The organism is Candidatus Methanoperedens sp. (assembly GCA_012026795.1).
Lineage (GTDB): Archaea > Halobacteriota > Methanosarcinia > Methanosarcinales > Methanoperedenaceae > Methanoperedens.
Genome location: VEPM01000033.1, coordinates 24285 through 48791 on the forward strand (window position 1 = coordinate 24285; position 24507 = coordinate 48791).

Annotated in this window: 23 protein-coding genes; 12 read left to right on the forward strand and 11 right to left on the reverse strand. The window is 37.5% G+C overall.

Going from position 1 to position 24507, the window contains the following annotated elements:
- Positions 1-4 precede the first annotated feature (4 nt).
- From FIB07_14845 to FIB07_14855, 3 genes are all read right to left on the reverse strand, one after another.
- Positions 5-166: an orotate phosphoribosyltransferase gene (locus FIB07_14845; GenBank protein ID NJD54130.1), complete on the reverse strand. Its 162-nt coding sequence runs from the start codon at positions 164-166 to the stop codon at positions 5-7.
- Positions 167-446: 280 nt separating this feature from the next.
- A complete protein-coding gene (locus FIB07_14850; GenBank protein NJD54131.1) occupies positions 447-1193 on the reverse strand; it encodes a geranylgeranylglyceryl/heptaprenylglyceryl phosphate synthase in 747 nt (248 codons plus the stop codon).
- A gap of 4 nt (positions 1194-1197) precedes the next feature.
- Positions 1198-1347: a 50S ribosomal protein L40e gene (locus FIB07_14855; protein ID NJD54132.1), complete on the reverse strand. Its 150-nt coding sequence runs from the start codon at positions 1345-1347 to the stop codon at positions 1198-1200.
- Between the two features lie 201 nt (positions 1348-1548).
- On the opposite strand from FIB07_14855, the gene FIB07_14860 reads away from it, so the two are divergent.
- The gene (locus FIB07_14860; GenBank protein ID NJD54133.1) at positions 1549-1791 is read left to right on the forward strand and encodes a hypothetical protein; all 243 of its coding nucleotides are present in this window, start codon (positions 1549-1551) and stop codon (positions 1789-1791) included.
- Positions 1792-1801: 10 nt separating this feature from the next.
- Here the strand turns inward: FIB07_14860 and FIB07_14865 are convergent, their stop codons facing one another.
- The 5 genes from FIB07_14865 to FIB07_14885 are packed head-to-tail and all read right to left on the reverse strand — an operon-like array spanning position 1802 to position 3955.
- On the reverse strand, positions 1802-2188 hold the full coding sequence (locus tag FIB07_14865) for a DUF2111 domain-containing protein (protein ID NJD54134.1): 387 nt from the start codon (positions 2186-2188) through the stop codon (positions 1802-1804).
- 58 nt (positions 2189-2246) lie between these two features.
- Entirely contained in the window at positions 2247-2855 is a 609-nt protein-coding gene (locus FIB07_14870; protein ID NJD54135.1) for a TIGR00296 family protein, read from the reverse strand.
- 49 nt (positions 2856-2904) lie between these two features.
- Positions 2905-3231, reverse strand: a complete 327-nt coding sequence (locus FIB07_14875) for a DUF190 domain-containing protein (GenBank protein ID NJD54136.1) — start codon at positions 3229-3231, stop codon at positions 2905-2907.
- Positions 3232-3254: 23 nt separating this feature from the next.
- Positions 3255-3596: a CrcB family protein gene (locus FIB07_14880; GenBank protein ID NJD54137.1), complete on the reverse strand. Its 342-nt coding sequence runs from the start codon at positions 3594-3596 to the stop codon at positions 3255-3257.
- Positions 3597-3598: 2 nt separating this feature from the next.
- Positions 3599-3955 (reverse strand): hypothetical protein, encoded by a 357-nt coding sequence (locus FIB07_14885; protein ID NJD54138.1) that lies wholly within the window; start codon positions 3953-3955, stop codon positions 3599-3601.
- A 373-nt stretch (positions 3956-4328) separates the two neighbouring features.
- On the opposite strand from FIB07_14885, the gene FIB07_14890 reads away from it, so the two are divergent.
- From FIB07_14890 to FIB07_14905, 4 genes are all read left to right on the forward strand, one after another.
- A complete protein-coding gene (locus FIB07_14890; GenBank protein ID NJD54139.1) occupies positions 4329-8141 on the forward strand; it encodes a PAS domain S-box protein in 3813 nt (1270 codons plus the stop codon).
- Positions 8138-8509, forward strand: a complete 372-nt coding sequence (locus tag FIB07_14895; GenBank protein ID NJD54140.1) for a response regulator — start codon at positions 8138-8140, stop codon at positions 8507-8509. The genes FIB07_14890 and FIB07_14895 overlap by 4 nt, the downstream gene beginning before the upstream one ends.
- A 319-nt stretch (positions 8510-8828) precedes the next feature.
- Positions 8829-11321, forward strand: coding sequence for a PAS domain S-box protein (locus FIB07_14900; GenBank protein ID NJD54141.1), 2493 nt, complete (start codon positions 8829-8831; stop codon positions 11319-11321).
- 13 nt (positions 11322-11334) lie between these two features.
- A complete protein-coding gene (locus tag FIB07_14905) occupies positions 11335-12045 on the forward strand; it encodes a recombinase (protein ID NJD54142.1) in 711 nt (236 codons plus the stop codon).
- On the opposite strand, the gene FIB07_14910 is transcribed toward FIB07_14905, so the two are convergent.
- Positions 12020-12709 (reverse strand): hypothetical protein, encoded by a 690-nt coding sequence (locus FIB07_14910; GenBank protein ID NJD54143.1) that lies wholly within the window; start codon positions 12707-12709, stop codon positions 12020-12022. The genes FIB07_14905 and FIB07_14910 overlap by 26 nt on opposite strands.
- A 205-nt stretch (positions 12710-12914) precedes the next feature.
- Here FIB07_14910 and FIB07_14915 point away from each other — a divergent pair, with 205 nt between their 5' ends.
- The 7 genes from FIB07_14915 (at position 12915) to FIB07_14945 (ending at position 21979) form a co-directional block, all read left to right on the forward strand.
- Positions 12915-13790 carry a glycosyltransferase family 2 protein gene (locus FIB07_14915; GenBank protein ID NJD54144.1) on the forward strand — a complete coding sequence of 292 codons (876 nt, stop codon included), beginning with the start codon at positions 12915-12917 and terminating at the stop codon, positions 13788-13790.
- A gap of 210 nt (positions 13791-14000) precedes the next feature.
- Positions 14001-15209 carry a glycosyltransferase family 4 protein gene (locus FIB07_14920; GenBank protein NJD54145.1) on the forward strand — a complete coding sequence of 403 codons (1209 nt, stop codon included), beginning with the start codon at positions 14001-14003 and terminating at the stop codon, positions 15207-15209.
- A gap of 3 nt (positions 15210-15212) precedes the next feature.
- The gene (locus FIB07_14925) at positions 15213-16649 is read left to right on the forward strand and encodes a radical SAM protein (GenBank protein ID NJD54146.1); all 1437 of its coding nucleotides are present in this window, start codon (positions 15213-15215) and stop codon (positions 16647-16649) included.
- A 19-nt stretch (positions 16650-16668) separates the two neighbouring features.
- The gene (locus tag FIB07_14930; GenBank protein NJD54147.1) at positions 16669-17571 is read left to right on the forward strand and encodes a hypothetical protein; all 903 of its coding nucleotides are present in this window, start codon (positions 16669-16671) and stop codon (positions 17569-17571) included.
- Between the two features lie 2 nt (positions 17572-17573).
- Entirely contained in the window at positions 17574-18992 is a 1419-nt protein-coding gene (locus FIB07_14935) for a radical SAM protein (protein NJD54148.1), read from the forward strand.
- Positions 18993-19014: 22 nt separating this feature from the next.
- Positions 19015-20256, forward strand: a complete 1242-nt coding sequence (locus FIB07_14940; GenBank protein ID NJD54149.1) for a glycosyltransferase — start codon at positions 19015-19017, stop codon at positions 20254-20256.
- Positions 20243-21979: a hypothetical protein gene (locus FIB07_14945; protein ID NJD54150.1), complete on the forward strand. Its 1737-nt coding sequence runs from the start codon at positions 20243-20245 to the stop codon at positions 21977-21979. Before FIB07_14940 ends, FIB07_14945 begins: the two co-directional genes overlap by 14 nt.
- A gap of 17 nt (positions 21980-21996) precedes the next feature.
- On the opposite strand, the gene FIB07_14950 is transcribed toward FIB07_14945, so the two are convergent.
- Both FIB07_14950 and FIB07_14955 read right to left on the reverse strand, forming a co-directional pair.
- The gene (locus FIB07_14950; protein ID NJD54151.1) at positions 21997-23379 is read right to left on the reverse strand and encodes a DUF1565 domain-containing protein; all 1383 of its coding nucleotides are present in this window, start codon (positions 23377-23379) and stop codon (positions 21997-21999) included.
- 145 nt (positions 23380-23524) lie between these two features.
- Positions 23525-24376: a radical SAM protein gene (locus FIB07_14955; GenBank protein ID NJD54152.1), complete on the reverse strand. Its 852-nt coding sequence runs from the start codon at positions 24374-24376 to the stop codon at positions 23525-23527.
- Between the last annotated feature and the right edge of the window lie 131 nt (positions 24377-24507).

A 24507-nucleotide genomic window follows, 5' to 3' on the forward strand; every position in this document is an offset into this window, starting at 1 on the left:
TTGATCAAACGAACGATCTTTCCCCCGAAGATGACCTGCCCTGAGAACAGCGAATACATACGCCTTCTCCTGTGATGCACCGGGAACATACTAAACTTCCGCATAACATGCATGTATGCAGCTTTCCCGGTCGTCCACATATACTACAAACTCCAGTTACTTCCATATACTCCCTCCAGGTAAATACTAAAAATTAAATATTAAAAATTAAGATGCTTGATATGGGACATAATATTCCTCTATCATCCATGATTCAAGCGCCACAGGTTGTTTTTTCCCCATATTTTTCATCAAAGCAGAGCGTTTTTGTTGGATTTCTGATATTTTGTTATTCATTTATACCAATGTCATCCCGGATGACAGTCTCCATGTGATTTTAGTCCTTATAAGAATTTAAAGTTATCGATTCGGTCGTGTATCTTGAGTATCATGATGAAAGCTTGTTATTATGACTTTATCGCTTTCACAAGTTCTTCTATCTTACTTCTGACATCATCGACCTGTTCGACGATTGTGCCTGTAACTATCATGTCGGCTCCTGCTTTTACTCTCTCTTTTGCGGTGTTCCCATCACGTATTCCACCGCCAACGATTAGTTTTGTTGACTTTCCAACCACTTTTTTTACAGCCCGGATCATTTCAACAGGTATGGGTTTATCGGCGCCTGAACCTGCCTCAAGATATATGTAATGCATTCCCAGGTATTTTGCCGCAAGAGAATAAGCCACAGCCAGCTTAGGCCTGTCCCTCGGAATAAGGCGGGCATCTCCCACCCATCCGGCAGCACCTCCTGGTTCTATTACAATATATGCCATAGAGATCGGTTCAATATTATGTTTATAAACTACCGGTGCTCCAATTGCCTGGTTTGTTGTGATGTAATTGACATCTCTTGAATTAAGAAGGCTCATAAAAAAAACCGCATCAGCTCCTGGTGCAAGCCCTGCGGCATTTCCCGGGAAAAGAATGACCGGAAGATCACAGGCAGACTTTATAGCCTGCACTGTCTGTTCAACAGTACTTCCCGTAGCCCCGGTAGAACCGCCGACCATAATTGCATCTGTGCCGCCAAGATACGCTTCTTTTGCGGTTTTTCCGGCTATTTCAGGCGACTGTGAGTCAGGGTCTAAAAGGGTAAGGTGAACAGCGCCTTCTTTTTCAACTATCTGGTTGAGACGCTCCTCAACTGACATCAAGTTATGTTCCCTTAAGTTCCTTTGATTTCATTCTAAGATTCTTATATCCGCATTTTCTGCATCGTGTTGCGCGAACTGAATTCCTTGCATTGCATTTCATGCAGATTTTCATGTGTAATAGTACTTTTTCCGCTTCTGGAAATCTTGCCATGGTTCACCTCTGGTGGACTGCTTACTTGAATGTTAAGACATTTAATACTTTGGTATAAAAATTCCTTAACTCGATTTCAGGTTATAGTAAAAGATACGGTCAGACATTATTCTTTTGATTATCATTATGCTCATCTATATGGAAAAATATATATAACATATTGTGTATACCTATATTGATAATTTATGCGCGAGGGGATTTATGAAAAAAGAAAATCTACAATATACCTTACAAATATTAGCCGGTCTCTTTGAGAACACGGCTGAAAAGTCGCATATCGAGGAATTCAAGACAAAATACAAAGGAGTCCGCTGGCGTGGCGGAGTCAAAAATAGCCTGTTGGATTATGCCAAGACTAAACTGGCAATGCAAATATGGATAGAGAACTTAATTAATTTTATGAAGGATAAGGGAATAATACTTACAGCGCAAAGAATCTGGTAGCATTAATTTGTTAATGCTTCTTGCTTTCTTCAACCTGCCGCACAATCTGCGGGTAATTCCCGAATACTGAAGCAAGGTCGATCGTACAAATCACATCCACAATACCCAGAGCTGCTATAGGTTTACCTTCTTTGTCCTGGATAGGGGTAACAACAACAGGTATTCCTTTATACTCGCCACTCGTCGGTATGGTATGGATCACATGGTTTTTTTGCATTGCCTCTTCAAGCACAGGTCCGGTATAGTCTGTATCAATTAAAATTCCTTTTTCAAGCCTGACACCTTTTTTATTTTTACTTCGCATAGTAACGGGAAGTGAAAAAAGTTCATGCACCATTTTCGCAAACGGAAGTATCTCATCACTCGAAGAATTCTCGGATATATGTAATTCAGACATTTTATTGTTCTCCTGTGCTATTAAAATGAATTTTGGGGCTAACACTCCATATTAATAATCATTCTCCGCGCTTAATATCTTTTTCCCTTATTTCTATGCCAGGTTTTACTTCCTCAAATATCTGTCCTTCAAAAGAATAAACCTGCGCCCCTTCAAGCCATGCATCGGGCATGAGTCCTGCTTTTATGCATGTCTGGGAAAGAAATTCAGTACTATCAAACCCATATTCCACTGCGACCTGGGGGAGAAGAAGCCCTGAACTCCTTCCGTTTGAAATAATAAGACCATCCCGCCCGATAACTATTTTATCAGGGATATCTCTGGGTTTTGCATTAATGCGTTTGGGAACTGTAAGTATGGTGACTTCAATAACGATTTGATCAAGTTCTTTTAGCTCTACAGGATTAAACCGCGGATCTTCACGTGCGGCATTGATGGCTGATAAGATTATAGCTTCACCGAGAGGAAGGACAGGATAAGGTCTTCCAATACAGCCCCTAAGCTCTTTTGAAGCGATTTTCTTATTCAATGTTACAAAAACACCGCGCTTTTCCTTGAAAATATCCGGAAGGTTTTCCGGTGTGATCTTTTTTCCATTTGTAAGGCATTCTTTTATTGCTGTTCTTGCCAGGCGTACAGCTGCCTCACCCTCTGATTTTGTAAGCATAGTTAAAGATTAACCTGTGGAGATATATGTTTTTTGAAACGAGAACTCTTCACGCTTCATATTCATGCCCTGCCAGAATATCAACATCCTGTATCATCATCAATTTATCCTTTGCCATTTTCCTGATCTGGGGGATAACCGGCTCCAGGCGCTCCTCTGTATCCACTACCTCAATAATTACCGGAAGATCTTCACTCAGTCGCATTATGCTTGCAGTATGAAGAATACTGTGAACACCGTACCCTTCAAAACCCCGGAATACAGTAGCACCTGCAATTCCTTTGCTTCTTAAGTATTCAACAATCGCATGATAAACAGGTCTTCCTTCGTACCGTCCGGATTCCCCGATGTAAATCCTGAGTAATTTTGCTTTCATAAAACCATCTCTGTATCCTTTATTCATAATACTATCCATTTTCCTAAGGCTACACCTGCTCCGCATATAAGCAGGCTCAACATGATATTAGCTCCAAAAACATTATACTCCCTGCGTTCAAGGAGCTTCCAGCTCTCATAACTGAAGGTGGAAAATGTAGTAAATCCGCCAAGTATTCCTGCATCAGCAAAGTATGGAAGGGGATTTGTCCCGAATGTGATCACAGAAAGGATCGTTGAGCCAAGAAAATTCACAAGCAATGTCCCTGTTGGAATATCCTTCCAGACAGGACATATCCCTGAGACCAGATAGCGCAGCACTGCACCAAGTGCCCCTCCGGCGCCTGCCAATAATACAGGGATCAAGTTCATGCTCCCAGCCCCTTTTTTGCAAATACCCTTCCCAGGAAAACGCTAACCAGGCAAAAACCAATGCTAACCATAATATTTAATAAGGCAATTGAACCCGGAAGTTGCATTGTCTGAACAATGAATGTTGAAAATGTTGTCAGGCCACCGCAAAAGCCGAAACCTACGACATATCGTTCACGTTCGCTAAAAAAACCAAGTTCTGTTGCATACATCAGGTAGCCAAGGACAAAACTCCCGGTAATATTTACGAGTAAAGTACTGAAAGCACCGGGAAGCGACAACAAGAGAGATTCTCTTAATGCAGAACCAAAAAATCCCCCGATCAAAATATAAACAAACCTGGTTTTATCCATTTTTGGTTTAATAACGGGATTATTTAAATATTTTAAGTTCGCCTGGAATTTAATAAAATCGGGTTGGTCCGAGGGGGGATTTACACCCCCATATAGCGAACAGAGGAGCTACCCGTTAGGAGGTCGGGCTCGGACACTGATTATTCAATCATCATAATCATATAAATCATATTGTGTTATGTTGTATTTAAGGTTATCCGTCGGACTGATTTTGTGTGTATTTTTGTATTTTTTGTAATAATTTTCACTGGATTTCAAGATGCAGAAAAAAACATCATTTTAATATAATAGATCTACCGTTTTATAACCATCGTACTGCAAAAACGTCATAAAAAGTAGCCTTTGCTATCGCAGGGTTAGATAAAAGAGGTTCATGAATGACCGTAAGTTGAATGATGTAGAAGAGAATAATAGAAAAAGTATATTAAAATTACAGCGGACCGTACGGTTTTTCGAGGTGCTGCTTCATGCATCAACTGATGGCATAGTGATCACTGATGCGGCTAAAAACATCATTTTTGTTAATGATACATTCTGTAAATTTATTTCATGTAACAGGCATAATGTGATCGGAACAAACATTATAGTATGGCTTGGAAAGCTAAATGCCAATGCCAGTGATATCTGGAAAGAACTGGAAAGTCAGATCAAAAATAACGGCATAGCTAAAGATATTGAGTTCCGGATGAAGACAGAAGCCGGAATGAGATACTTCAATATTAACTCCTCTTTTCTTGAACATGTTGATATTGGAAAGCCGGGTCTTATTATCAGTATCTGGAGGGATGATACAGAACGCATACTGACAGAAAAAGCACTTGCTGGCGCATACGCTGAAAAAATGGAATTTTTCAAATCCATCGGTCATACAATATTGCTCCTGGATCCGAAACATAATATACTGGCAGCTAACAGGATCACAGAAAAAGTTTTTGGAAAATCCGAAGTTGAAATCGTGGGCAAGAAATGTTACGAATTATTCCATGGAACAACCCGGCCACCGAAGAATTGCCCTATGGAAAAGATGTTAATATCCAACTCAATTGAGACAGGTGAGATGGTAGTGCAAGCCTTAGATGGTGTATATCTTGTCTCCTGTACACCTTTATTTGATGAGAAAGGTAACCTTGAGAAGATCATCCATATAGCAACTGATATCACCGGGCGCAAGCATGCAGAGAAGAGATTAAATTTACTAAAAAAGACTATCGATACAATATCAGATGCGGTATTCTGGCTTGATCCGGAAGGTAATTTCATTTATGTCAATGAGTCTGCATGCAAATCTCTGGGTTACGATCATGACGAATTGATGAAGTTAAAGATATTTGATGTGAATCCACGGGCTGATTCCGCCAGGTGGAACGCTGTGGTTAAGGAATTCCGCAGAAAAAAACTATTCCATGCCGAATCGATACATCGCCGTAAAGATGGCAGTGAGTTCCCGGTAGAGATTATCTCAAGTTATATCAAGTTTGATAATAAAGAATATTTCTGCGGATTCGCCAGGGATATCACTGAACGAAAGCAGGCCGAGGAATTCGTATCCCGGCGGAACATCCAGCTTCGCATCCTGTCAAAGGCGGCACAGAAAATAAATACCGTTCTTGAAATTCCGGTCATAATGCAAAATCTTATAACTTCGGCAATGGAAATTACAGATTCTACAGCCGGGACTGCAGGTTTGATCGTCAACGGAAAAATGGTGTTTTCCGAATATAATGAACATGGAAAGCTTTTTCCCATAGATTATGTTTTCGAGAAGGGATACGGTGTCCCGGGGCATGTAATGGAGACTAAATCGCCTTATATTTCAAATGATGCCCGGAATGACCCTTATGTGATCCAGTATATCAGGAAAACTCTTTGTTTCCATAATCTCGCCAATGTTCCTATACTGGACAGGAAAGGCCGGATGCTGGGTTCATTCCAGATCCATAATACAAAAGAACACCGCCAGTTCGATCAATCTGACATCGAGATGCTGCAGGGTCTTGCTTCAAGTGCAGCAATCGCGCTTGAAAATGCACAACTGATGGAAGATATCAGAAAAGGGGAAGAAGAAAAAAAGAGTCTCTCATTAATTCTTGATAAAAGCCTTAATGAAATTTATATTTTTGATTCTGAAAAATTCCGGTTCACGTATGTAAATTCAGGGGGATGCCAGAATCTGGGTTATTCTCTGGAATCTTTGAGATCGATGACTTTTCTTGACATCACATACGAATATGATGAAGTGTTATTCCGCAAATATATTATACCACTAATTCAGCATGAAAAAAAGAAACTATTGTTATATACTGATCTTCGAAGGGCGAACGGGAGTCATTATCCGATAGAGTTGCATCTGCAATTGATAGAGCAGGAAGGATCACGTCTTTTCCTGGCAATCATCATTGACATTACCCAGCGAAAGCGCGCTGAGAAAGCTCTAAGCTTATCAGAGGAGAAATATCGAAACCTGTATGAAACAATGGCACAGGGAGTAATTTACCATAATGAATCCGGAACAATAATTTCAGCGAACTTTGCAGCGCAGAAGATACTCGGTTTATCAGTGGGCCACCTGGTAGGACGGACATCCATTGATCCGCTATGGAAAGCGATCCATGAGGATGGTTCCGATTTTCCGGTTGAGAAACATCCGGCAATGATGGCTCTTCGTACCAGAAAGGAAGTAAAAGATGTGGTTATGGGTGTATTCAATCCTGAAGTTAAGGAATACCGGTGGATACAGGTAAATGCAATACCACAAACCAGGTATGCGGAAACAAAGCCATATCAGGTTTATACAACAATCAATGATATTACGGAGCTAAAACGTGCGAAAGACCAAATGCAATTAGCAAATGAGGAACTCAGTATTATCAATAAAATAATATCAACTGCGACCGGATTGCTTGATATTGATAAACTACTTGAAACTGTACTTGATGAATGCGTCAAGATCGTAGGGCTTGAAGGGGGAACTATTTGCTTTGTAAAACCGGATGAAATATTGCAGTTGGTTGCTCACAGGTGCACATCAGAGGAGACCATTATTGACCTTACCACAAATAAGATCAGGATAGGTGAATGCCTGTGCGGGGCAGCAGCACGCGACCTTAAACCCCTTATTCTTCCTGACCGTGAAGCTGTGATCAAATTTGCCACAAGGGAAGCTACACGCAAAGAAGACATACGGTATCATGCGGCATTCCCGCTTATCACGGGGGGAAAGTGCGTGGGAGTACTATGTTTATTCACCCGCACTGATAAAAAACCTGATGTGAAAAAATTGAAAATCATTGAACTTATTTCTTCACAGGTTGCGCTTTCGATACGGAACGCACAGCTTTACGAAGAAACAAAAGAATACACATTAACACTTGAAAAAAAAGTAGCACAAAGGACAAAAGAACTACAGGAGAGCCAATTAAGTCTTCTTAATCTCGTGAATGATATAAACAGCACAGCGGCTGAACTTGATAAAGCTAACAAGCGTCTTATTCAACTTGACCTCATGAAATCGATGTTCATAGCAAGCACAAGTCATGAGCTCAGGACGCCACTTAATTCGATAATCGGGTTTACGAGCATTCTCCTTGAGGGCTGGTCAGGAGAACTCACACCTGAACAAAGAGAACAGATCCAGATAGTTAACACTTCTGGAAAGCATCTTCTTTCATTAATAAACGATGTTATCGACATTTCGAAGATAGAAGCAGGGAAACTTGAGGTCTGTGTTTCCAGGTTCGATTTAAAAGAAGTAATAGATGAAGTAGTTTCTACACTGGAACAAGAAATTAATGGAAAAGGGCTTTTTGTGAGTATTGATGTGCCAGATATAGAGTTAAACACCGACCGCAGGCGACTGCTCCAGTGCATAATGAATCTTTTTTCAAACGCAGTGAAGTTCACAGAAAAAGGTGAAATCAAAATAATAGCAAAGTCTACAAATAATGAAATCGAAATATCTATTGGAGATTCAGGGATTGGGATAAAGAGAGAAGATATTCCGAAACTTTTTACCGCATTTGTAAGACTTGATTCACCACTCACAGCCAAAACTTCCGGAACCGGGCTTGGATTATATCTTACCAGGAAGCTCACACAGGAAGTTCTTGGCGGTATAATCAACGTGGAAAGTGAGTATGGAAAGGGCAGTATATTTTCCCTGCGCATACCACGGGAGGTTAAAATTTGAAAATACTGGTAATAGAGGACAATCCACAAAATATGAAGCTATTAACTTTTGTCCTGAAAAAGTATGGACATGATGTTATTGAGGCTTTGTGCGGTCTTGAGGGTGTGGAAAAAGCAGTTGATTTGCGCCCTGAACTCATTCTTATGGATATACAGCTTCCTGATATCGATGGGCTTGAAGCCACAAAGAGGATCCGCGCTAAAGAATCAGTACAGAAAATACCGATAATTGCAATAACTTCATACGCAATGGCAGGAGATCGCGAAAAAGTAATGGAGGCCGGATGCAATGGATATTTTGAAAAACCCATAAATCCCCTTACAATCATGAAAGATATTGAAAAATTCCTTGAGATGAAAAACCCATGAAAGCGCTGTTCATGGAAAAATACTATCAAATTCAACAAAAAAGAGGAAAGTAGAAATAGATGCAGGTAGAAAAAGAAAAAGTGAATATATCCAGGTCTGTTTCAAAGATACAAGGATATATATTCCCAATGATTAACTGGTAAGGTCTTTGATAAAATATACCAGGTGGATTCAGAAAGTACACGCATATATGGTGGCGTAGGGTTTGGTCGTGCAATATCGAAAATATAATCGAATCTTACAGAGGATGAATATGGGTATAAAACATGGTCGGATAAGGGAATACATTTCTGATTCAGGACTCCAGCGGGGATAAGAAATGAAAGTCCTGGTAGTGGATGATAACAGGCTTGACAGGATGATGTTATCTAAAATGCTCTCATCTAACAACTATGTGGTAGTCGAAGCCGGGAACGGGGTAGAGGCATTGAAACTCGTATCATTGGAAAAACCTGACATCGTGGTTTCAGATATCATGATGCCTGAAATGGATGGGTTTACACTGCTTCGTGAGATAAGGAAAAGCATATCTTCGAAAGAATTGCCATTTATTTTCTATAGCGCATCCTATGTAACCGAAAAAGACATGGAACTGGCTGAGGCGCTTGGGGTCTGCCGGTTCATAATTAAACCTATTGAGCCCAGGGAACTCGTGAAAGAAATTACACAGGCTCTTCTTGATATTTCCAGTGGCAAACTGAAAATATCACAACCAACCCCAATAAAAGAAGAAGAGTACCTTGAACGGTACAGCCGCCGTATCTTCAATAAGCTGGAGGAGAAAGTGAGCCAGCTTGAAAGGGAAATCGAAGAGCGAAAGCGGATTGAAGAAAAGCTTCGAAAAAGCGAGGCGAAATTCAAAGCTACTTTTAAAGAGGCACCTATCGGTATGTCCCGTGTGGATTCACAGGGGCGAATCCTGGAAACAAACCATATACTTCAGCAGATGCTGGGGTTTATGGATGAAGAAATTAAAGGTAAGCTGTTTACCGAATTCACTTATCATGATGATGTGGAACTTGATATAGACCAGTTCAATGAATTGATCCTCGGGAACAAAGATCAATACATGATAAAGAAACGCTATATCCGGAAAAACGGCATGGTGTTCTGGGCCAGGATGACAGTTTCCCTTGTCCGGGATATAAAAGGTGATCCGCAATTTGCAATCATTATGGTTGAGGATATCACGGAACGTAAGGAAGCTGAAGAAAAACTCCACCAATCAGAAGAAAAATACCGGACTTTGATCGAACATATCCAGGATGGGGTTTTTATTATCATTAATGGGAAGTTCCAATTCGTAAATGAAGCTTTTGCGAGGTTGGCCGGGTATGAAGTGGAAGAAATAATAGGAATGGATTTCAGGCAATTCATTGCGCCTGAGGACATGGCAAAAGTTTCCGATTATTATATACGCAGGCAGGCAGGTGAAAATGTACCCACTGAATACGAATTCAATGCCCTTCATCGGGACAGGAAAACACGTTTGATACTGAATATGACTGTGGCGCTTATAAATTTCGGCGGAAAAGTAGCGACCATGGGGACACTTAAAGATATAACAGAGCGTCGGAAGGCAGAAGAAAAGCTTCGTTTATTCAGAACGCTTTTTGAGACCTCAACAGATGCCGTTTTTATTGACGATCCGGAAACAGGACTGATCATTGACTGCAATGAAACGGCATGCAAGAACCTTGGATATTCTATTGGAGAAATCCTGAATATGCATGTTTTTGATTTTGAAGCAGCAATTCCTGATAAATTTTCATGGGAAGATCATGTGAAGGATCTGATGAAAAAACGGAATGTGACAATGGAAGGTCTTCATAAACGCAAGGATGGGTCGGTTTTTCCAGTTGAAGTAAATACAAACATTTTAGACATCGGGCAAAAAAGTTATACGATGGCAGTCGTTCGTGACATTACCGAACGCAAGCATGCTGAGGAGCTCCTGCACCAATCAAAGGAATTCTCAGAAACCGTACTTAACAGTATCAATGATTTAATTACCATAATTAACGTAAAAGATTTCACAATAATTGACGCTAATAAGGCTTTCCTGAAATTCTATAATCTTACGAAAGAACAGGCTATCGGAAAGAACTGTTATGAATTAACACATAATAGTAATCATCCCTGTCCTCTTGATAATTGCCCTCTTCAGAATACATTGAAAACAGGATCTTCTTCAATATACGAACATATTCATTATGCAAGGAATGGCAATATTCAATATGTTGAAGTTTCTGCATATCCGATCAATAATGAAAATGGAGAAATTGGCAGTATTGTACATGTAACAAGAGATATCACAGAGCGTAAGAATGCAGAGAAGTTGCAGAAGGAAAAGGCACGGGCAGAATTGCATGGCTTTATTGTGAGCGCGCTTCCTGTTTTTGCATCCGGTGTCCCATCCCAGGTAAGAGATATCCTTATTAAAAATTTTTCTGAAAGGTTTGAGATGAATGTGAAGCCCAGGTTTAAAGAGGAAATGAAACAAAAGGATGTTAATCATGATCCTTCTCAATTGATTACAGCATATATGGTATGGGTCTCTGGATTGTTTTCAAATTTCGGGATTGAAAATAAAAGAACAATAGATGGGAAAAAGGAAGTGCTTGAGTTCATTAATTGTCCCTGGAGAAATGAAGCTCACAGCAATCCGATATTTTGTTTTATATGCAGGAGTCTTGCAAAGCGCAGTTTCACATGGACCGGTCTTAAAGGCAGCGTAGAGCAAAAATCAAGTATTGCCAGCGGTTCAAAGATGTGCAGATTTGAAATTCAAGTCAGGGACGAAAAAAAATGAAGGAGAAATGAACATGGAAAGGATAAAAACAGGTATTTCGGAACTGGATGAAATAATAAGAGGTTTTCCCGCTGGAAAAAATATCATCATCACGGGTGATCCGGGAAGCGGAAAAACTATTTTTGGACTTCAATTCGCACATACAAATTGCCTGGATGGCAAAAAGACAGTATATGTTTCCACGGAGGAAAATGCGCCGGAGCTCAGGCAGCAGGGGAAATCATTTGGCTGGGACCTTGAAGCTATGGAGAAAAAGGGATTGTTACATTTCGTTGAGCTTGCAGGGTACAGGGCAATGGAAATAAAGACAGCATTATCTATCAGTCTGGAAGCAGTTAAAGGCGATTTTACACAATTTTCGGATAATCTGCCTGTTGATACCAATATTCTCATTATCGATAGTCTCGGCAGCCATGTATCAAATCTTACTTCATCCGAGTTCCGTGACAGGTTCAATCTTCTTATTTATAACATGGCACAAAAAGGCATTACTACATTTATCCTTCTTGGTGGGGTTGTCTCCAGGGAATTAGTTGAATTTGCACTTTTCTCAGCTTACGGCGCTATCCAGCTCATGAAACGAGAAAATCCTTATACCGGACGCAGGGAAAGGGTGATGGATATTGTGAAAATGAGAAATAATAAGACTCCGGTCCAGCTATTACCTTATGAAATCTCATCTAAAGGAATAATTATTACTATTCCTGTTGATTCATCCGATTGACTGGATTTACCTTTTCCCGGATATTGCGTTCAATCTCATCAAAAGCTGGAGGCCTTATCTGGAAAATATCAATATCTTCAGGGAATTCTATTGGTCTTCCATCAGTAATGATGAGAACACCGCTTGAATCAGCAGGTAATTCTCCAAGGATCCTGGTTGTGGATTTTCCCATTTCGTCCTGCATTTCCTGTATCTTTTTTGTCAGGTATTCCCGCCATTTATCAAAATTGGTGTCTTTGCCATAATAACCTTTATGGATTTCCTGCACTTCAGGATAAAAAGATTTTGAGTATTCCTCAAATAGCAGCTTTGACCGCTCCAGTTGTCCGGCTTTTTCAATGCCTTTCACAACCGCGCCATTGTCCAGGAGGTTTTTTATTAACTTGTAATGATTACTATCTTTTCCGGTTTTTTCAAAATATTCAATGCCTGCTTTTTCGTCTTCATTTATTCCTTCTATATAAATTATACTGATCTTTCCATAAGTTGAGATGAAATAATTTATCTTTTCCCTCACTTCTCCCCAAAACCGCTCCACTTTTGCCAGATCAATATTATATTGTGAAGCCAGCTCTTCAAAAGGAAGTGTGGGGATAACGTATAATTTACGTTTTGCCAAAAAGGTTGATGCTTCCGGTTTTTCAATTTTCCCTAACTCTGCCATAATACTCTTCTTATCGATAAAGTAATATAAACATTACCGACCATTCAAACATATCCCAAACATAGAAAGGCTTAAATGTTACAACCACGATTATACTATACGGGAGTAGAACCGACCTGATGCAGGTTTGTTTATTTACGATTTCATTTAAATGGAAATCTGAATTGGGATTCAATGGGTAAATTAAGGTTAGTATTTCATCTAAATGGTCTTAAAAAATATGATCTTGGATAGGTTCGAAGTTTTCTACTCTATCAATGGGGGTATAGAAATGAGTCTGATGGATAAGAAAAAGCAGATGAAAAAAATTAGTGTGGTAATACCAACTATGAATGAATCTAAAAATATCAAGGAAGTATTTTCAAATATTCCTGATTTTGTGGATGAGATTGTCGTTGTGGATGGGAACTCAACCGATGGAACAATAGAAGAGATCAGAAAATACAGGAGTGACACGAAAATCATAATAGAACAACCATCTGGAAAAGGTGCTGCAATGAAAACCGGTTTTGAAACAGCAACAGGTGATTTAATAATTATGATGGATGCGGATGGCAGTCATGACCCTGCAGAAATTCCATTGCTTCTTGACCCCATCCTCGATGGATTCGATGTTGCAAAAGGTTCACGTTTACTGCCAGGTGGAGGATCTGCGGATTTTACGCCTTTCAGGAGACTGGGCAATAAAATATTTGTGTCAATGGTTAACACCCTGTATAATACAGATTATACAGACCTCTGCTATGGTTATCGTGCTTTTAAGAAAGAAGCACTGGACCGGATATATTGCAGTTCAAATGGATTTGAAATAGAGACAGAACAATCGATACTTATGAAAAAAGCAGGGCTAAAAATCAAAGAAGTGCCCTCCTTTGAAGCAAAAAGGAAGAATGGGGATTCAAATCTTAATTCTATAAGAGATGGATTCAAGATTCTTAATGTTATATTGAAAGAGTATTTGAAACCATCCAATAAAATAAATAAAAAGGATGAGCATATTATTAGTTTTACTAATAAGATTAACAGTAAAGCAGGCAGGCGAATATCCAGGCCTGACCATTATCCATTGAATCTCAAATAGTTTTAAATGTTTATACCAAAAACGTACATTTTTTGTATGTGGGGCCTTTAATTCTATACTCGGACAACCGATTATATTTTTAACAACCACATAACCAAAAACCGAAAAAGATAATAAGAAGAAGTTCAATAATAGTATTGGATGCGGGGGCGGGAATATTTCAAAACCGCTATTTGATAGTATCTTGATATATGAACATAGGGGGTTAAGATGAATATCGCACTTTTGGCACCTGAGTTTATGCCAAATTGGGGAGGAGCCGGAACTTATACAATCGGACTGGCTAAAAACCTGTCAAAAAAACATAATATCCATGTTGTGACAGTTAGAAGAAAAATCGATAATGATTCTGTTTATACTGATGAAAAAATCCTTGATTTTTTTGAAAATAAAATCCAGATCCACACAATTTCAAATGCTAATGATACCTTTCTTTATAATGCTGCCTTTCAATATTCATGTTTCAGGGAACTTCCCATAATATGCAAAGAAAATAGAATAGATATTATCCATGCTGATGTCCCTCATATGTCTGATGTGATCTTGAGATTATTAAAATCAAATAAGAACATGGTAACAACAGTACATACTATTATTGAAGGGCATAAAGAGGGGATTCTGGCTTCCGGTCTTGATTTCAGTCAAATGGAGGCCTCTGAGAAATATACACTTGAGTTATATCCCATGCTAAAACTTATCCAGGGGCTTTATTTGAAAAGATCCCGGACAATTATAGCAGTTTCAAATTGGATGAAAGGATTACTGGAGCACAACTACAGAATTAAGGATGTGAATGTCATCCATAATGGGGTAGATCATGAACAATTTTCACCTGATAGAAAAAATACGGCAGGAAGATTTGAAACAAGTAAACCTGTTATACTGTTTTCAGGAAGGTTCATTGCATTAAAAGGGATCAATATTCTGGTAAGAGCCATGCGGTATGTGATTAGCAAAACCAAATGTGTTCATTTTGCTTTTGCCGGTCCGGAAGCAAATAGAAAGTGGGTAAGCATGTTTGAAAATGAAGGTATCCCACCAGAGTACTATTCTCTCTTAGGATATATTCCACATGCCAGGATGCCTGAAGTATATTCAAACTCATCGATTTTTGTTCTTCCAAGTTTAACAGAAAGTTTTCCGTTTAGTATTCTTGAAGCAATGAGTTCAGGAGTTGCAGTAATTGCATCAAATGTTGGCGGTGTCCCTGAAATCATAGAAGATGGGGTTGACGGGCTATTGGTCCCCCCCGGTAATTCGGAAATATTAGCTGAAAAGTTATTATTTTTATTGGATAATGAATCTGAGAGAATTAAAATATCAAAGAAAGCACGTGAAAAAGTATTGGAGAAATTTACGTCTAAAATAATGACAAATCAAACTGAGAAAATTTATGAACAAATATTGAACGGGGGTTAATATATGAATGTTCTATTAGTTAATCCACCCAGGTTTAATAAAATATCTGTTATCAGGGAAGAGCGGTGTGAGATTATTGAACGAAACTCGGTCTTACCCCCATATAGCCTTCTTCAGATTGCATCTCTTCTTCGGGAAAGAGGGCATAAGATTGATCTTATTGATGCAAACGGTGAGGATATTGAATATCCAGCCCTTGAAAAATTGCTCTCTGAAAAAGATTATGAAGCAGTTATTTTCAGGTTTACACCCACAACTTTTGACTGGGATATGAAAGTTGCATCAATTTCAAAAAAGTGCTCTGATGCTCCTACAATTGGCATCTGTTATACTCTTAGCGATTTTGCACGGACTATACTGAACCAGGCAAAAGATCTGGATTTTTATATATGGCATGAATATGAAGTTGTGACACCAGAGCTTATTGACCAGATCTCTACTGATGGAAATCTCCCAGATGTGGCGGGAATCGCATATCGCCTCAATGGTGAAATACAGGTTAACAAAGATTCTCATCCTATAAAAAATTATGATGATATACCCTTACCTGCGTATGATTTGCTAAAATCGTTTCAATTTTACTACGAAAATACAAAACATGGGCAGCCCTTCACAATAATGTACACAAGTAAAGGTTGTACATATTCTTGCATTTACTGTACTGTTGCTAAAACAAAGTGGAAGGCAAGGTCTGCTGAGAGTGTAATCAGGGAATTGCTGTATCTTAAGCAGAATTACAATATTAAAACCGTAATGTTTTTTGATGAAACTTTCACCATGGATAGGAAACGAGTTGAGAGAATTACTCAGGCAATCGTAGATGAAAAGCTGGATATCAAATGGTATTGTAATTCCAGGGTTGATCTTATAGACATGGATCTTCTTGAAAAAATGAAGATGGCCGGGTGTGGAGCCGTTAGCCTGGGAATAGAATCCGGCAGTCAGAAGATTATGGCCGGAACGAATAAGAAAACATCAGTTGAAATGGCGGGTGAAGCAATTAAAATGGTAAAAGATGCAGGGATCAAAGTAAATTGCAGCTTTATTTTTGGATTGCCAGGTGAGAACTGGGAGACTGTGAATGATACAATTAATTTTGTCAGGCAGACTCTTCCTACTGGCGCTCAATTCAATGTTGTGGCGCCTTATCCGGGAACAAAGTTGTATGACATTGCTATGGAAAAGGGATGGATAACGAAAAAGACAGATTTCAGAAGCATGTTTCAGCATGAATCGATTATGAGAACAGATGAATTAACAACAGAGGAACTGGAAAGTGCAAGAAAAAAAGCATATAAGGCAATATATTTTTACCCCAGATGGTGGATTCAGAATATTGGATACGTACTTAAGAATCCGGATGATTTCATACTTGCGAGTAATCATATTATTAAAATACTAAGCAATTATTTAATTAATAAAATGGATTTTGCGCATTGAAAGGATAAAGGATAGGATTATGGAAAATAGAATTAAAACAATATTAGTCTCTCCACATTCGGACGATATTGCATATTCACTTGGTGGAAGTTTATTACAAAATTTTTTCAATCGACCTATTTTAATGGTGACTATTTTTACAAGATCTAATTATTCACCATCTATTAAGATATCTGGTCCTGAGAAAATATCAAAAGTAAGGCATCTGGAGGATGTTGGATTTACGGATAAATTAGGTATTAATTTTCAGTGTTTAAATTTCAATGAACCGCCACTTAGAGGGTATTCACGCCCGGAAATATTCGCAAAAAATAATCCTGCTTCAGATCCGATTTATACAGATGTGTATAATACTTTATTAAAATTAATAAAATCATATCCATGTGATTTAATAGCAGCGCCAATGGGTCTTGGGAACCATATAGACCATATTATGTTATGTGATATTTGCAGTAGAATTGCCAAAGAAAATAATATAAGAATTGTTTTTTATGAGGATCTCCAGTATGCGTCGATGTTAACTTTGAAACAAATAAAAATCAGAGCAAAATCTATTAATCCAAATCTTAAATTTTCTAACATAAATATTAGTTCTATATTTAATGATAAAATTGAAAATATGAAATTTTATAAAACGCAAGCACGCAGGACTTTCTTTACATTGATCAAGTCACATGCTCTTCGTCTTGCTATCGAAAATAAAAGTTTGATAGATATGTTCGGACCATATAATTTATATAAATATATATTATTTTTATTTACTAATAAAACAGTAGATATCCCATTATACGAACGTATATGGTATTATGACAATGGTGAACAAAAAGAACATAATGAATATAATATATCTGAAATAAATACATCTGAAATAAGAATTAATAAAACAGGAAAAATATATGGACAAATATTAAAAGGGGAATAGATATGAAAGTTTTACTTGTGAATCCACCAAGATTTAAAAAAATGTCTGTTATCAGGGAAGAACGGTGTGAGATTATTGAGAAGAATTCAGTTTTGCCTCCATACAGTCTGCTTCAGATTGCATCTCTTTTACGAAGTCAGGGACATAAAGTTGACCTTATTGATGCAAACGGTGAGAATATAGAGTATCCAGCTTTTGAAAAAATGCTTTCTGAGAATGATTATGAAGCAGTTATTATTAAGTTCATTCCTTCAACTTTTGACTGTGATATGAAAGTTGCATCAATTTCAAAAAAGTACTCTGATGCACCCACAATTGGCATCTGCTGGACTCTTGGTAGTTTTGCCAGGAATGTTCTTGATGAAGCAAAAGATCTTGATATTTACATAAGACATGAATATGAAGTAGTGGCGCCAGATCTTATTAACAGGTTAGCTGCAGGACCTGAGCTTTCGGAGGTGGCAGGGATTGCGTACCGTTTTGATGGTGAAATTAAAGTCAACAGGGATGCTGATCCTATAAATAATTATGACGATATACCTATCCCTGCTTATGATTTGTTAAAATCCTTTGATTTATATTATGCGGATACCAAACATGGTCAACCTTTCACTATAATGTATACGAGTAAGGGCTGTCCCAATTCTTGTATATATTGCACAATGGCAAAAACCAAATGGAAAGCAAGGTCTGCCAGGAGCGTACTTGAGGAACTGAGATACCTTAAGCAGAATTACAATATTAAAACTATAATGTTTTTTGATGAGGTCTTCACGATGGATAAAAAACGTGTTGAGACTATTGCACGAACAATGGTCTCTGAAAGGTTGAATATAAAATGGTATTGTAATTCCAGGGTTGATCTTATAGACATGGATCTTCTTCAAAAAATGAAGCAGGCAGGATGCACGGCCGTTAGCATGGGAATAGAATCCGGCAGCCAGAAGATCATAGGCGGGGCAAATAAGAGAATATCTGTTGAAGAATCAGCTAAAGCAATACAAATGGTCAAAGATGCAGGAATTAAGGCATATTGCAGTTTTATTTTCGGATTACCGGGTGAAAACAGGACGACTGTCAAAGAAACGATCGACTTTATCAAACGAACACTTCCCACAGGGGGTGAATTCAATGTTGCAACGCCTTATCCGGGAACAAAATTGTATGAAATCGCTCTGGAAAAAGGGTGGATAACAGAACAAACAGATTTCAGGACCTTGCATCAGAATAAATCGATTATGAGAACTGAGGAATTGACAAGTGAAGAGATAAATAAAGCCAGGGAAATGGCACATCAGGCGATATTCTTGAATCCCAGGTGGTGGATTCAGAATATTGGATACGTTATCAAGAATCCGGATGATTTCAATCTTGCAAGTAGATACGCCATCGGTGCATTAAAATTAGCTTTTGGGCAATAAATAAACCAAAGGACGAATATTTATGGAGAAAAAAATATTTCTTATGACCTCTTCTTACTATCCGCCATATCATATAGGAGGAGATGCTACACATGTAAAATATCTCTCAGAAGAACTGGTGAAGCTTGGACATGAAGTGCATGTTATGTTCAGCCTGGATGCATATCGTTACAAGAAACCGGATTTTAATGGGGATTTTAAAGAAACTGATGAAAGTAATGGTGTTTTTCTTCATCCTCTGAAATCGCCTTTAGGTAAATCAGACTTGTATCTCACCTATCTCACAGGAAAATCAACGTATGTTAAGAAGACATTCGATAGTCTGTTAGGTGAAATCAAACCTGATGTTGTCCACCATCATAACATCTTCTTTCTTGGATACAATATCCTGAAAAAGCAGGGAAGTTATACCAATCTTTATACTGCCCATGATTATTGGCTGATATGCCAGAGATTCGATTTGATGAAATATGGCCAAAAAGAGTGTGAAAAACAAAGCTGTCTTTCATGCACCTTCCATTCAAAAAGGTTACTTCAGACATGGCGGGGAAGTAAAGAGTTTATTCGGGCAATGGGAGATATCGATACTATTATTGCTCCGAGTAACTTTATGAAAAAAAAACTTTCTAAGTGGCTACCTGTAAAGACTAATATTGTACATATACCCAACTTTGCTCCTGCTCCGCCCAACAATATAAAAGAATCCGGTTATTCAAACTATTTTTTATTTGTTGGAGTGCTTGAAAAGTATAAGGGAATCTGTAATCTCCTTAAAGTATTCATAGAGCACGAGAAGGAGATAGATGCAAAGCTTATTATCGTTGGAGAAGGCAGTTTCAGGGAAAAAATCACGGATCACATAGCCAGGAATAAATTGGATAATAAAATCATTGTTTTGGGGTGGATAAGTCATCATGATCTCTGGTCGCTTTATAATGATGCTCGGGCGTTAATAGTTCCTTCAATCAACCTTGAAAATAATCCTCTTGTTGCACTGGAGTCAATGTCAGTGGGTACTCCTGTAACCGGAAAGGATTCCGGTGGAATTGGGGAAATTATCGGAAAAGTGGATAAAGATATAATTTTTAAAGGTGAGGGGATAGAGGAGATTAGACTATTTTTGCAGAATAAAAAATTTTATTCCAAGGAAAAAATCAAGCAAATCTATGCCAGATATTATTCTCTGGATGGATTTATGAGAGAGTATGTATCGCTTATCAGGAATAAAACCGAAAACAAAGATGAAAATTATGAAAGAACTTAAAAATCCGCAGAAAGGAAATATGCCTGCATATATAAGAAAATGGTTCTCTTCTCCCACCAATTCAAAAACATATATATATATTGTACTTATAAGTTTCTTATTTTTATTTTATAGTATCTGGGAAATAAAACCTGTTATAATTGATATAGGAGATTTTCTCGGATTGTTATCTCACTTAACCTTAGCATATTGGATAGGATATGTCCTTATGTTGGTGTTCTCTATCAGACTGTTTTTAGACAAACAAATAAAACATGATAGTATATATTTAGTATTTCTAATTGCTATCGGATTATTCCTTTTTGGAGTGCCGATATTTGCGGAAGAAAATCCGCGATTCCCTTGGTCTTACTATCCCGCAGGAGAAGTTCAGACAGTTTTAGATACAAATCATGTGGACATTGCATCAAATTATCCTCTTATGACATATCGTTCCTGGCCATCTATGCATCTTACTTCCGCAAGCATTTTGTATTTGATGGATATCAAAATAGCTGATTTATTAAAATATATGCCTTTATTTTGGGTTTTCTCAGTAATCTTAATTACTTTCAGTATCGGAAAACGTCTTGGATTGTCACCGAACCAATATTTTGCATCATCTTTTCTCTTCCTAGCATCATTCTGGACTGGTCTTTACTACTATGGACCTCCGTCTCTTGCATATTTGCTATATCTTTTGTTATTTCTGTTTATCGTTACATTCAGTAGAATTAATCCTAATTCAAGTTTGATAGAACCCCACAAGGATAAAAAAAGTGGCAGAATTGAAAATACAATACTGATAAGTCTGACTTTTACATCATTGGTCATAACACATATATTGACTCCAATTGCAGTAATAGTAGGATTTATTTTTTCATCATCATTTATTAGAGCACTCAATAAACAACGTGTTAAATTCATAACACTTTTTTTTCTAATTTTTATTGTGTGGCATATATATTTTGCACCTGCTATGTTTAAAACCGGCTTATTAGAGTTTATGAGAATAGTTACTGAGGTTGATTTTTTTGGCTTTTTTAAAACTGAAAAATACAGTCCAGGGGAGTTTTTGACACGATGGATAGTACATTACAGTCGTCTTTTTTACTTAGTAGTATACGCTATTGCTATGATTGCCGCAACTTTTCTCTACCTAACCCGCCGAATCAAAGAAAATTATATGGAATCAACTAAAATTTGTTTTTTTTGGCTCATTGGTATTTTGACCCTTTTTGCATTAAGGTATGGTCGAAATGAAATAGATGATAGGATTTTCCTATTTTCATTAGTACCAATGGTGTTTATCATATCTTTTGCATTTGATAGGAAAATCATTGCCGTCATGGCAATTTTGCTGGTACTTTTCCACATGCCAGCGCATTACGGGACTGAAAGTTTTGATTCGATACGAACAACTGAACTAAGCGGTACGAAGTTCTTTACAACAAACGCGGTATTTGCTGACAGGGAAACATATTTTTCTATGTGGGATACGTTCATAGATTACTATAATCCTGAGATGATTAAAGTATTATACTGGACAATGCCAGTCTGGGACAAACCAGAACCCTCAATTATCGGTAATGCAACATATATAATAAATAGTATTGGAAGTCATAATTTTATATATTATTCTTTTGGTTCAGACCCACTTGAAGAATGGATACAGGTGAATAAGCAAACCTTAAATGGCCTTTACGATAATGGTTATTATCAGATATACAGAAATAATAAATGATGAAAATCGAGAATCAGTCATGAGATATATTGAAAAGCTCCGATGTCATAACCCGCATTTTGGGAATATATTTTACCGTCAAAATCCATGTTTGGAACATTTATGACCGATCCCCTATTTATGGCTGGGGAAGTGTTCATTAGACGGAAGTCTGCATTGTCTTGATTAACGAACTCGGGGTCTCCTTCAACATAATTGCTGCCTTTGGTTTCATCCTGCCTTCCTTTGTAATCATTTATAAGATTGTGATCAATTACTGCATTGACATTATTTACTTTGATCGAATAGTGATTGTTCTTGCTGACTATATTATTCCTGATAGTTACATTAACAGCAGAGGAATAATCTAAAGAGATCCCACCTCCCCAATCATCGACCAACCCGTTGTTATACACAGTATTACCTATTATCGATATGTTTTCCATAAGGCCGTTACTATACCATGAAATATCTATCCCTGTTGCTGCATTGTTATAGATTAAATTGCTGTATGCGTTGACATTTCTGAGGCTGCCTCCATTTTCGATAGCAATAGCTATTCCGCGGCCGCTTCTTCTACCATCATGTACCCTGTTACTAAATATCTCAATGTCACTGGAAGATCTATTCCATGAATCTATATAAATACCTGCACTTTCATGCTGGCTTATATCATTGTGATGTATCCTTCCATTGCCTGACCCATCTTTTACGTCTATGCTTTCGGCATTATTCAGGTAAAGTTTATTATTTTTTATTTCGAATCCATTAACATTTGCCAGTGAAATAGTCTCATGCTTCCTCTGGCTTAAACCTTCCAGAGTCTGAGCTTTTGTGATTTCATTCCCATCTATAGTAATGTTTTTCCCGTCTTCTGCATATATTGCAGAAGATGCAGTATTCCGAATGTAGTTTTTCTCGATAGTTATGTTTGTTGGAAAATTCGATGCATAATCACTTGTTACTACGATCCCCATGAACATGGAATTTATTATCCTGAATCCTGAAATATTTATATAACTTGAGCCATGGATTTGAACCAAGCCATCCCAATATGATACAGGTATACCCATACCATCAATAGTAACGTTATCGCCCGGATATGCGGAAAATGTAATATAATTTCCTTGATCTCCTGAGTTTTTAACGTCAATTTTTTCATTATAAGTCCCATTCTTGATGTAAACAGTATCTCCGGCGACCAAAGTGTCTGTGGCTTTCATAATAGTCTTCCACGGTTGTTGCTCTGTGCCAGGATTATAATCGTTTCCGTTTTTGGCTACAAAATAGGTTTTTGAAGAAACCGGTGTTGGTGGTAAAGAAGTGGGGGTAGGTAACAATATGAGTGATAAAAAGTAGACGAGTATTGATAACATGAGAGTTAATAATAATACAAGTTTCAAAATGTTCATTTTGATCATTATTTTTTCCTTGTCACCTTCATATCTATTCGAAATAATTCAATAAACTTTATAGAAACGGAATTTCTATCTAATTACTTATAAAGATTGATTATATATGAGCATATTGGTTTCCAAAAATAAAAGGTTTGGCTTTGGACAGTTTTCATTCAAAATAACAGCTTTTACAAAACTCAGGTATATTATGGGTTCTAATCTTCTCACGTAATACCATATATTCTCTTGAATTCCAAATATCACTAAAACTTGTTTCAAAAAGATTTCCCATTTTTAACGTATGGGAATCAGCAATATTGCAGCAGGGAATGACGTCACCATTCACTGCAATATAAGCACTGGTCCAAGGCCAATAACATTTATTCTTTCTTGAAAAACCTGTGCTTATTATCTCCAAAATTATTTTTTCTTTTTCAGCAGCATTTTTTGCTTCTAGCCATATATAGTCAAATTCTTTAGACTTTGAATCTATTCTAATAGTTTTATTATATCGGTCAATATTGTTTTTTCCCCAATTTACAAGAGTGGTTTGTAAATAAATGGAATCTAAGTTTAATAATTTTGACATTTTGACTATTTGGGTTGTTTCATGAATGTTACTTTTAGTAATTACAGACCATATTGATAAACGAGGATATATATTCAAACCTCTATGATTAATCAAATCTCCAATATTTCTGAGGATTTTTTCAAAATTACTCCCTATTCTAATCTTTTCATGGGTTTCAGAGGTTGCTCCATCAATACTAAAACAAATATGAGTATTTTTTAATTGAATCAATTTTTTAGCTAAGTGTTTATCATAAATAGTTCCATTAGTAAAAACTATCATTGAAATTCCACGCTCTTCTCCTTCTTTCAACATAAAAGGTAATTGTCTGTTAAGAAAAGGTTCTCCCATCCCCTGTAATTTAGCTGATAACAGACAAGGAAATTGGTTTAAGATGTATCGATAAGATTTTATATCCAAATATCTGATGTCTTTTGTCCAATGGCTCACTTGACAATGCTCACATCTTAAATTACAATTGTTTAGGACTTACGCATTTATCCTCAAATAATTATTTACAGCGTATCTATTGATAGTCGCCTTTTGCTCATACCACGATATATGCTCCTTTAACCGTCTAA